Source organism: Streptomyces sp. NPDC057623 (genome assembly GCF_042800355.1).
GTDB lineage: Bacteria > Actinomycetota > Actinomycetes > Streptomycetales > Streptomycetaceae > Streptomyces.
In genome coordinates this window covers 26,336-36,336 of record NZ_JBHVGZ010000062.1, presented here as the reverse complement: position 1 = coordinate 36,336, position 10,001 = coordinate 26,336, and the positions used below count along the sequence as shown (strand labels likewise).

Annotated in this window: 10 protein-coding genes; 8 read left to right on the top strand and 2 right to left on the bottom strand. The window is 72.0% G+C overall.

The window, feature by feature from the left end; translation table 11 throughout:
- The first annotated feature begins 39 nt into the window (after positions 1-39).
- From ACFU95_RS39535 to paaE, 7 genes are all read left to right on the top strand, one after another.
- Positions 40-1,593 carry a DUF6519 domain-containing protein gene (locus ACFU95_RS39535; protein ID WP_383838797.1) on the top strand — a complete coding sequence of 518 codons (1,554 nt, stop codon included), beginning with the start codon at positions 40-42 and terminating at the stop codon, positions 1,591-1,593.
- Positions 1,593-2,489, top strand: coding sequence for a peptidoglycan-binding protein (locus tag ACFU95_RS39530; protein ID WP_383838794.1), 897 nt, complete (start codon positions 1,593-1,595; stop codon positions 2,487-2,489). The genes ACFU95_RS39535 and ACFU95_RS39530 overlap by 1 nt, the downstream gene beginning before the upstream one ends.
- A gap of 152 nt (positions 2,490-2,641) precedes the next feature.
- A complete protein-coding gene (gene paaA / locus ACFU95_RS39525) occupies positions 2,642-3,589 on the top strand; it encodes a 1,2-phenylacetyl-CoA epoxidase subunit PaaA (RefSeq protein WP_383838791.1) in 948 nt (315 codons plus the stop codon).
- A complete protein-coding gene (gene paaB, locus ACFU95_RS39520) occupies positions 3,586-3,879 on the top strand; it encodes a 1,2-phenylacetyl-CoA epoxidase subunit PaaB (protein WP_383838789.1) in 294 nt (97 codons plus the stop codon). The genes paaA and paaB overlap by 4 nt, the downstream gene beginning before the upstream one ends.
- Positions 3,880-3,889: 10 nt before the next feature.
- Positions 3,890-4,717 carry a 1,2-phenylacetyl-CoA epoxidase subunit PaaC gene (gene paaC, locus ACFU95_RS39515; protein ID WP_383838786.1) on the top strand — a complete coding sequence of 276 codons (828 nt, stop codon included), beginning with the start codon at positions 3,890-3,892 and terminating at the stop codon, positions 4,715-4,717.
- Complete coding sequence (paaD, locus tag ACFU95_RS39510) at positions 4,711-5,223, top strand: 1,2-phenylacetyl-CoA epoxidase subunit PaaD (protein WP_383838783.1); 513 nt, start codon at positions 4,711-4,713, stop codon at positions 5,221-5,223. The genes paaC and paaD overlap by 7 nt, the downstream gene beginning before the upstream one ends.
- Positions 5,224-6,339, top strand: a complete 1,116-nt coding sequence (paaE, locus tag ACFU95_RS39505) for a 1,2-phenylacetyl-CoA epoxidase subunit PaaE (protein WP_383838780.1) — start codon at positions 5,224-5,226, stop codon at positions 6,337-6,339.
- A gap of 102 nt (positions 6,340-6,441) precedes the next feature.
- Here paaE and ACFU95_RS39500 read toward each other — a convergent pair whose 3' ends face one another.
- Together ACFU95_RS39500 and ACFU95_RS39495 are read right to left on the bottom strand one after the other, a co-directional pair.
- Positions 6,442-8,607: a hypothetical protein gene (locus ACFU95_RS39500; RefSeq protein WP_383838777.1), complete on the bottom strand. Its 2,166-nt coding sequence runs from the start codon at positions 8,605-8,607 to the stop codon at positions 6,442-6,444.
- A gap of 156 nt (positions 8,608-8,763) precedes the next feature.
- The gene (locus ACFU95_RS39495) at positions 8,764-9,156 is read right to left on the bottom strand and encodes a DUF5997 family protein (RefSeq protein WP_383838774.1); all 393 of its coding nucleotides are present in this window, start codon (positions 9,154-9,156) and stop codon (positions 8,764-8,766) included.
- A gap of 58 nt (positions 9,157-9,214) precedes the next feature.
- Between ACFU95_RS39495 and ACFU95_RS39490 the strand changes: the two genes are divergently transcribed.
- Positions 9,215-10,000 (top strand): LysR family substrate-binding domain-containing protein, encoded by a 786-nt coding sequence (locus tag ACFU95_RS39490; protein WP_383838771.1) that lies wholly within the window; start codon positions 9,215-9,217, stop codon positions 9,998-10,000.
- Position 10,001 lies beyond the last annotated feature (1 nt).

Sequence of the window (10,001 nt, the reverse complement as noted above, 5' to 3'; positions counted from 1 at the left end):
CGCGCATCCGCACTTTCCTGAACCAGGGGGACCCCCTTCATGCACGCTGACCTCTCCCGCCTCACGTTCCGTCCGGAACGGCACTACTCGGCGGTCGTCGCCCAGCAGGGCCGCGTCCAGCTCGACGCCGACCTCAACGAGCAGACCGCGATCCAGCTGCACCAGGCCCGCACCCTCGCCGCCGACCTGATCGGCCGGCACGGCGGGCCGCGCGACGCCGCCGGCTTCAAGATCGACTATGTGGGCGGCAAGCACGACATCGACACCCTCCTCATCCACGGCGGCCGCTACTACGTCGACGGCATCCTTCTCGACGCGACCCGCCCGGCGCCCGGCGTGCCCGTCCCGGACGGCGACGCCGGCGAACAGGAGCAGGACGCCACCGCCCCGCCCGCGTACTGGACCTACTGGGACCAGCCCGACGGCTTTCGCGACCCCGAGAAGCCCGGCGACCGGCTGCCCTCGCCCGCCACATCGCCGTTCGTGGTCTACCTGAACGTGTGGGAGCGCGCGGTCTCCGCCGCCGAGGACCCGGCGCTGCGCGAGGTCGCGCTCGGCGCCGCGATGCCCGACACGGCCGCCCGCGTGAAGGTCGTCTGGCAGGTGCTGCCGCTGTCGCTTGGCGCGCTGGACATCGAGGAGACCGACCCGTCCAAGGAGGTCGTCCGCGCCGCCTTCGACAAGTGGGCGCAGAAGCAGGCCGCGCCCACCGCACGCCTGGCCGCGCGCAGCGAGCGGCCCGACCACGCCGACGAGGACCCCTGCCTGGTCAAGCCGGACGCCCGCTACCGGGGCCCGGAGAACCAGCTGTACCGCGTCGAGGTGCACGCGGGCGGCGACGCGAAGGACGCCACGTTCAAGTGGTCCCGCGAGAACGGCTCCGTGGTCTTCCCGGTCGACGAACTCGACGGCACCTGGGTGCAGTTGGCGTCCCTCGGACACGACGACAAGCTGGACCTGGACGTCGGCGACCACGTGGAGTTCACCGACACCGCGTACGCCTCCCGCCTCGAACCCCTGCCCCTGCTCCGGGTCGAGGAACTGGACCTGCCGGGCCGCCGCGTCCGCCTCAGCGCCGAGCCCGACCCGGCCGTCGGCCGGCTGCCCCACCTCAACCCGTTCCTGCGCCGCTGGGACCACCACGGCGGACCCAGGCGCAAGGGACGTACGACCGCCCTGAAGGGCGGCGCGGTCCCCCTCGCGGAGGGGGAGTGGCTGCCGCTGGAGGACGGCGTCGAGGTGTACTTCGCCAAGGGCGCGGCCTACCGCACCGGCGACCACTGGATCATCCCCGCCCGCACCGCCACCGGCCGCGTCGAGTGGCCCACGGACGCCGCCCGCCGCCCGCTGCTCCAGGCCCCCTCCGGCATCGTCCGCGGCTTCGCGCCGCTGGCCCTGGTCAAGGGCGAGGGCGGCACGGTCGATCTGCGCCTCGCCTTCAGCCCGCTGGCCAGCAGCATCCCGGCCGCCGACGAGGCGACGCTCGCGGCGGAGGAGCAGGCGCGGCGCGAGGAACAGCTGGCGGAGGACCCGTCCGGCGGGAGGTCGCAGACCACCGCGGACGCGGAGGCGGCGGCGGAAGGAGACAACTGATGGCCAAGCCCCTGAGTGCGTCCAAGATGGTGGAGATCCTCCGCGCGGAGGGCCTGACGGTCCACGAGGTGCGCAGCTGGCGCACCCACAACCGCAACAGCAAGGGCGCCTGGGGCCCGGTGAACGGCGTGATGATCCACCACACCGTCACCAAGGGCACCGACGCCTCGGTGAACATCTGCTACAACGGCTACTCCGGCCTGCCCGGCCCGCTGTGCCACGGTGTCATCGACAAGAAGGGCGAGATCCACCTCGTCGGCAACGGCCGCGCCAACCACGCCGGCCTCGGCGACAGCGACGTCCTGCGCGCCGTGATCAACGAGTCGAGACTGCCGCACGACAACGAGGCCGACACCGACGGCAACGCGCGCTTCTACGGCTTCGAGTGCATCAACCTGGGCGACGGCAAGGACCCCTGGCCCGAGGCGCAGAAGGAGGCCATCGAGAAGGTCTCGGCCGCGATCTGCCGGCACCACGGCTGGAGCGAGCGCTCGGTCATCGGCCACAAGGAGTGGCAGCCCGGCAAGCAGGACCCGCGGGGCTTCACCATGGACGGCATGCGTAAGCGCATAGCGCAGCGGCTGAAGGGCGGCGGCGGTGGCGGCGACACCACCCCCGACCCGAAGCCCGTACCCAAGCCGAAGCACGTGCCGTTCCCCGGCAGCGGCTTCTTCCACACCGGCCAGAAGTCCCCGATCATCACGGCCATGGGCCACCGCCTGGTCGCCGAGGGCTGCGGCCGCTACGAGGAGGGCCCCAGCCCGGAGTGGACCGAGGCCGACCGCCGCTCCTACGCCGCCTGGCAGCAGAAGCTCCACTTCAAGGGCAAGGACGCGGACGGTATCCCCGGCAAGGTCAGCTGGGACAGGCTGAAGGTGCCCGACGGGGGGAAGTGAACGATCCTTCCCGAAGCCGCCCCGGATACCTCGCCCAGGTATCCGGGGCGGCTCCGACTTGTGCGACGGGTCTTGCCCGGCACCCGAAAACAAGTCACACTGGAACCGAACGAATGGTCGGTTGGTGAGTGGAAAGCCGGAAGCTGGTATCGATGACGGAGCAGCTGCAGGAGCACTTCGACGCGACGATCGCGCGCGACCAGCGGATCGAGCCGCGGGACTGGATGCCGGACGGCTACCGCAGGACGCTGATCCGCCAGATCGCACAGCACGCCCACTCGGAGATCATCGGCATGCAGCCGGAGGGGGAGTGGATCACCAAGGCGCCCTCCCTGCGGCGCAAGGCGATCCTCTTCGCGAAGGTGCAGGACGAGGCGGGGCACGGACTGTATCTGTACTCGGCGGCGGAGACCCTGGGGACCGACCGCGCGGAGCTGACGGACCGGCTCATCGAGGGCCGCCAGAAGTACTCGTCGATCTTCAACTACCCGACCGTGAGCTTCGCCGACGTCGGCGTGATCGGCTGGTTCGTGGACGGCGCCGCGATCTGCAACCAGGTGCCGCTGTGCCGCAGCTCGTACGGGCCCTACGCGCGCGCGATGGTGCGGATCTGCAAGGAGGAGTCGTTCCACCAGCGCCAGGGCTACGAGCTGCTGATGACGATGACGCGCGGCACCGAGGCCCAGCGGGAGATGGTGCAGGACGCCGTGAACCGCTGGTGGTGGCCGTCGCTGATGATGTTCGGCCCGCCCGACGACGCCTCGCCCAACTCCGCGCAGTCGATGGCCTGGAAGATCAAGCGGCACAGCAACGACGAGCTGCGTCAGCGGTTCGTGGACATGACCGTCCCGCAGGCCGAGAAGCTCGGCGTCACCCTGCCCGACCCGGAGCTGCGCTGGAACGCCGAGCGCGGGCGCCACGACTTCGGCACCCCCGACTGGGCCGAGCTGATGCGGGTCATCAAGGGCGACGGCCCGTGCAACGACCAGCGGATGGAGCGGCGCAGGACCGCACACGAGGAGGGCGCCTGGGTGCGGGAGGCGGCCACCGCCCACGCGGCCAAGCGGGCCGCCCGCACGGAGAAGGGAGCGGTGGCATGACCGTCGGGAAGCAGGACTGGCCGCTGTACGAGGTGTTCGTGCGCGGCAAGCGCGGGCTCAACCACGTCCACGTCGGATCGCTGCACGCCGCCGACGACCGGATGGCACTCACCCACGCGCGCGACCTGTACACGCGCCGCAACGAGGGCGTCAGCATCTGGGTCGTGCGCTCGCAGCACATCACCGCCTCGACCCGCGACGAGAAGGACCCGTTCTTCGAGCCGAGCGCCGACAAGGTCTACCGCCACCCGACGTTCTACGACATCCCCGACGACGTCCCGCACATCTGAAGGAGAGGGCATGAGTGACGACCACGTCTATCTGACCCTCGCCGAGGGACACGAGGACGACGCCCGCTGGGCCTACGGCACCGGCTTCGAGGACCCGCTGCACGGCGTGGACACCACGGTGCCCGAGGGCATCGACGCCGGTGAACTGGCCGCCGTGTGCGTCGCGTTGGCCGACGACGCCCTGGTCTCGGCCCAGCGCCTCGCCGAGTGGATCACCCGGGCTCCCGAACTGGAGGAGGAGGTGGCGCTGGCCAACATCGGCCTCGACCTCCTCGGCCAGGCCCGCCTGCTCTACTCCCGCGCCGGCCAGGCCGACGGCACCGGACGCGACGAGGACGCCTACGCCTACTTCCGCGACCCCGGCGACTTCCGCAACGTACGCCTGGCCGAAGTACCGTGCGGCGACTTCGCGTTCTCGATCGTGCGGCTCCTGACGCTCGCCAGCTGGCGCCTCGCCCACTTCGAGCGACTGGCGTCCCACCCGGACCCCGTGCTGGCGGCGATCGCCGCGAAAGGCGTCAAGGAGCTGGCCTACCACCGGCAGTACGCGGCCGAGTGGACGGTGCGCCTGGGTGACGGCACGGACGAGTCGCACCGCCGCACGCGCCGGGCCCTCGAACAAGTCGCCCCCTACCTGGGCGAGTTGTTCACGGCGTGCGACGTACGGGACGAGGTCGTCGCCGTCCTGCGCCAGGTCACGCACGAGGCCGGACTGCCCATGCCGGTGTACCGCCCGCTGCCCGGATCCGGCCGCGACGGCCAGCACACCGAGCATCTCGCCCCGCTGCTCGCCGAGTTGCAGGGCGTGGCCCGCGCCCACCCGGGGGCGACATGGTGACGACACTGCCCGACGCACGGCGCGCCCGGCACGTCGCCGAGCAGGTGCCGGACCCCGAGCTGCCCATGCTCACCCTGGCCGACCTGGGCGTGCTGCGCGACGTGGAACTGACCGAGGACGGCACGGTGGTCGCGAGCCTGACCCCGACCTACTCGGGCTGCCCGGCGATGGCGGAGATGCGCGCCGACGTGGCGGCGCGGCTGCGTGACGCCGGGTACACGCGCGTGGAGATCCGCACGGTCCTCGACCCGCCGTGGACCAGCGACTGGATCACCCAGGCCGGTCGCCGCAAGCTCACCGAACACGGCATCGCCCCGCCCGGCCCCGCCCCGCGGAACGGCGGCTCCGTCCCGCTCGTCCTGTCACCCACCCGGCACGCGGTGACCTGCCCGCGCTGCGGCTCGGCGCACACGGAGGAGACCTCCCGCTTCGCCGCCACGTCCTGCAAGGCCCTGTGGCGCTGCCGCGCCTGCCGCGAGCCGTTCGAGTACGTCAAGGAGATCTGAATGGAAGGCCTGAGGGAAGCACGGACGGCTGCTTCGGTGCGCCCGCGCATCCGCCGCCGTCCGGCCTTCCACGCCCTGCGCGTAGCCGCCGTGACGCCCCTGTGCGCGGACGCGGTCGCCGTCGGCTTCGACATCCCGGCGGAGCTGGCCGGGGAGTTCGCCTTCGAGCCCGGCCAGTCGCTGACGCTGCGGCGTGAGATCGACGGGCGGGACGAGCGGCGGTCGTACTCGATCTGCTCGCCGGCCGGTTCGAGCCCGCGGATCGGTGTACGGGTCGTGCCCGGCGGCCTGTTCTCGTCGTGGCTCGTGAACGACGTCCACCCCGGCGACACCGTCGAGGTGATGGCCCCCACCGGCGCCTTCACCCCCGACCTCACCACCGCCGGTCATCATGTGCTCATCGCGGCGGGCTCCGGCATCACGCCCATGATGTCCATCGCCGAGTCCGTCCTGGCCGCCGACTCCCGCTCGACGGTCACCCTCTTCTACGGCAACCGCCGAAGCGGCACCGTGATGTTCGCCGACGAACTCGCGGACCTGAAGGACCTCTACCCGACCCGGTTCCAGCTCGCCCACGTGCTCTCCCGCGAACCCCGCGAGGCCGAGGTGCTCTCCGGCCGGATCGACGCCGACCGGCTCGCGGCCCTCGTCGACGCGCTGGTCGACGTGCCGACCGCCGACCACTGGTGGCTGTGCGGCCCGCACGGCATGGTCCGGGACGCGCAGCGGGTGCTGGAGGGGCTCGGGGTCCCGGCGGATCGGGTGCACCAGGAGCTGTTCTTCGCCGACGACGAGCCCGTCCGGGAAGTGCACCACGAGGAGGCCGGACCGCAGGGGCCCGTCAGCCAGGTCACCATCACCCTCGACGGCCGTTCCACCACCGCGACCCTGTCGCGCGAGCGGAGCGTCCTCGACGGCGCCCAACGCACCCGCCCCGACCTTCCGTTCGCCTGCAAGGGCGGGGTCTGCGGCACCTGCCGTGCCCTGGTCACCGACGGCAAGGCGGACATGCGCCGCAACTTCGCCCTGGAACCGGCCGAGGTGGCCGCCGGCTACGTCCTGACCTGCCAGTCGTACCCGGTGTCGGAGACGCTGACGGTCGACTACGACAGCTGAGCCGACGAGAAGAGTTGGGTGGCGAGGAGAGCGAGAGGACTAGTTCAAGAAGGAGTTGAGAAGGAAGTCCCTTCATGGCCTCGCCACGGTCGACCCTAACAGTCACGCGGGGATCAGGTCGCGCAGATTTTCGGGTACGACGACCCGCGACTCGGGGTGCAGTCCCTCGGGCCGCTGGAGGCCGATGAAGGTGACGGGCCCTTCCGGGACCGTCTCGCCGTCCCACACGGTGGTCGTCGTGGCGTCCATCAGGCCCGTCAGATAGCGCACGGTCAGCTGCTCGCGCCCCACGATGCCGCGCAGCAGCGTCGCCACCGACACCTGGTTGGCCTCGACGCGGTTGGCCGCCGGAGTCCCCCTCAGATACAGGTGCAGCCACTTGGCACGCCACCGGCCGTCCGCACCGCGCCGGAACGCCAGCGGCAGCGCGACCCGGCCCGGCCCGCGCAGACCGGACTTCATGCGCACCGTGCGCGGCTCGAACGGACGGCCCCGCTGCTCCGCCTCCCGCAGCATGAACCCGAAGAACGACTCCTCGGCCTCCTCGAACCCCTCCCCGGCGAAGATGTTGACCTGCGGGACGATGAACTCGCCACGCACGGCGCCCAGACGCAGGTCGATGAACTCCGAGGCCCCGTCAGGTGCCTCGGTGATGTCGCCGGAGTGCTCGCCCTCCAGGTCCTTGAGGTTGGTGTACGCCAGCCAGCAGACCGTCGAGTAGTCGGCGTTCAGCATCAGCGCCGACAGGTCGAAGTCGGTGCGGTGGGCGGCCTGCTTCCAGTACACGAAGAAGCGCAACAGCTCGCCCTCCACCGGCGACACCGAGCCACGGGGCAGCACGCCGAGCCCGGCCGGGGCCGCACGGCCGCTCAGCGGCAGCGCGACGTCCAGGACGTCCGGGTCGATCAGCAGATGGCCGGGTGCCGCCAACCGGCGCCGCAGCTCCGCGTCCACGACCGCGATCAGGCGTTCACGCTCGGGCGGCATGACCGGCGGACGCTCGTCCTCGGTGACCCAGGCACGGCCGAGCCGGTTCACGAACACACGGGCCTCGCCGGTGTCCCCCGCGCGGTTGGCGAGGTGTTCGCGAACCGACAGCAGGACCCGGCCCGAGACCTCCGCCAGGACCTCCTCGGCGGCGGTCGCGACCGCGTCCCGCTCCTCCTGGTCGAGGGCCATCCGCAGCAACCGGTCCAGGGAGCGGAACAGCTTTCCGGGCGCGGACTTCAGCAGCTTCACCGCGCCGGCGACGTCATGCATGCCGAGCAGCTCCTCGACCAGGCTGTCGAAGGAACGCGCCTCCTTCTCGCCCCGGGCGACCGCGAACACGTCGGCGGCGTGCGGCCACTGGGGATACTCGTGCGGATGCAGTCGCTCGCCCAGCCGCTTGAACTCCTCGCGGTGGGCGTGCACGTCCGCGAGCTTGGCGGGCGCGGCCGCGACCACCGCGTCGAGGCCCGCCAGCAGCGCACGGCGCACCGGCCGGGACAGCCCCCGCAACCGCGTCGGCTCCACGAGCGTGACGTCACCGCCCGACAGCGCGCAGGCCAGCCGCAGCACATCGGTCACCGTGTCCAGTAGCGGCGCCGCACCGGCCCGCACCCGGGCCCGGTTGATCACGGCACGGTTCTCCCGGACCGGGATCCTCTCGGGCTGCGGCCCGTCCACGCACACCTCGGCGAGCGCCTCCAGATCCCGCAGGCCGTCCTCGCCCAGCGGCGTGCCGCTGCCCCCCAACGCCACGTACAGGGCCGTGACTTCGGCGCCCACGTCGCCACCGAGGTGCAGGACCGTCATACGGTCGCCCGCCGCGGCGATCAGCTCCTCGTGGTGGCCGAGCATCTCCGCGTAGGTGTGCTGGTAGCGGCCGTACGACGGCAGGGTGAGCAGGTTCACCACGCCGTCGCTCAGCTGCTCCAGTGTGCTCGCGCGCGTCGCGTCGTCGGCGAGTGCCTCGGCGACGCAGCGCATCCAGAAGTCGTACGTGTCCGGCACATGGGCCGGGAAGTCGATGAAGTACACGTTGTGCCGCACATGGTCGCCGACCAGCTCGCGGACCGTGTCCAGCGTCCGTACGGCGGTGTCGACCACCGCGCCCTCGGACAGCTCCGACAGACGCGCCAGCAGCTCCGCCGAGAGCTTGAAACCCACGGACATGAGCGCGGCGTCGAACTGCCGTGCCGCGACGGCGCCTTGCCCGGCGGGCCCGGTGGGGGAGGGGAGACGGTGGGTGTGCCGGATGACCAGGGGTTCGAGGCGGTGGACCATTCCGGGATGGTCGCAGAGCGGGGCGAACGGGCGCATGCGGATTTCCGGGTGCGGCAGAGCCCACAAGGACGTGAGCACGGTCACCGGCCCGGAATCCGCCTCCGACCGGGGCGGCGGGCCGCACGCGCGCGGGCGTCGCCCGGTGGGACGGGCAGGTCAGGAGTCCTCTGCCGTGCGCTCCGCGTCCCGCTGCCTCAGGCGGGCGGCCTCCTTGCGGACCTCGGCCTGGGTCGCGCGCTCCTTCTGGAGCCACTCGGGCTGCTCCTGCTTCAGCGCCTCGACCTGCTCGGTGGTGAGCGCCTCCGTGACACCGCCGCGGGCCAGCCCGGCGATGGAGACGCCCAGCTTCTGCGCGACGACGGGGCGCGGGTGCGGGCCGTCGCGCCGCAGGTCGCGCAGCCACTGCGGAGGGTCGGCCTGGAGCGCGTTCAGCTCCGCGCGCGTGACCACACCCTCCCGGAACTCGGCGGGGGTGGCTTCGAGGTACACACCCAGCTTCTTCGCCGCGGTCGCGGGCTTCATGGTCTGGGTGCTTTGGTGCGACGTCATGGGCTCAAGGGTATCGACTGGGTGAACCGCCGCCGACCACGGCCGGTAACCTGGCCAGGTGACAGGCTCGGAAGTACCTCCCTCGTTCAGGCTCGCGTACGTCCCGGGAGTGACGCCCTCGAAGTGGGTGCGGATCTGGAACGAGCGCTTCCCGGACGTCCCCCTCACGCTCCACCCGGTGACCGCGGCCGAGGCGCCCGGCGTGCTCCGTGACGGTGACGCGGACGCCGGTTTCGTACGGCTGCCGGTCGACCGCACGGTCCTCAGCGCGATCCCCCTCTACACCGAGGCCACGGTCGTCGTCGTCCCCAAGGACCACGTCATCGCGGCGGTCGACGAGGTGAGCACCGAGGACCTGGCCGACGAGGTCGTCTTCCACCCCCTCGACGACGTCCTCGACTGGGAGCGCCCGCCGGGGCAGCCCGCCTTCGAGCGCCCCGCCACCACCGCGGACGCCGTCGAGCTCGTAGCGGCGGGCGTCGGCCTGCTCGCCGTGCCCCAGTCGCTGGCCCGTCTCCACCACCGCAAGGACCTCACCTACCGGCCGCTCGTGGACGCCCCCCAGTCGAGTGTCGCCCTGTCCTGGCCCGAGGAGGCGACCACCGACCTGGTCGAGGACCTCATCGGCGTCGTCCGCGGCCGCACCCTCAACAGCACCCGGGGTCGTACGACGTCCCAGGCCCCGGCCGCCAAGGAACAGCCCAGGCGCAAGCGCCCCGACGGCGGCCGCGGCTCGGGGAAGCAGGCCGGAACCGGCCGGAGCCACCGTGGCGGCTCCGGCGGCTCGGGCGGGGCCAAGGGCACCAAGGGCGCCCGGCGAGGCAAGCCCCGCCGCCGGTCCTAGC

Bases quoted from the DNA above. Each gene is read 5' to 3' on its own strand.
- paaB (WP_383838789.1), top strand. From the start codon at position 3,586: ATGACCGTCGGGAAGCAGGACTGGCCGCTGTACGAGGTGTTCGTGCGC.
- ACFU95_RS39495 (WP_383838774.1), bottom strand. From the start codon at position 9,156: ATGACGTCGCACCAAAGCACCCAGACCATGAAGCCCGCGACCGCGGCG.
- ACFU95_RS39530 (WP_383838794.1), top strand. From the start codon at position 1,593: ATGGCCAAGCCCCTGAGTGCGTCCAAGATGGTGGAGATCCTCCGCGCG.
- paaE (WP_383838780.1), top strand. From the start codon at position 5,224: ATGGAAGGCCTGAGGGAAGCACGGACGGCTGCTTCGGTGCGCCCGCGC.
- ACFU95_RS39500 (WP_383838777.1), bottom strand. From the start codon at position 8,607: ATGGTCCACCGCCTCGAACCCCTGGTCATCCGGCACACCCACCGTCTC.
- paaA (WP_383838791.1), top strand. From the start codon at position 2,642: ATGACGGAGCAGCTGCAGGAGCACTTCGACGCGACGATCGCGCGCGAC.
- ACFU95_RS39535 (WP_383838797.1), top strand. From the start codon at position 40: ATGCACGCTGACCTCTCCCGCCTCACGTTCCGTCCGGAACGGCACTAC.
- paaD (WP_383838783.1), top strand. From the start codon at position 4,711: ATGGTGACGACACTGCCCGACGCACGGCGCGCCCGGCACGTCGCCGAG.
- paaC (WP_383838786.1), top strand. From the start codon at position 3,890: ATGAGTGACGACCACGTCTATCTGACCCTCGCCGAGGGACACGAGGAC.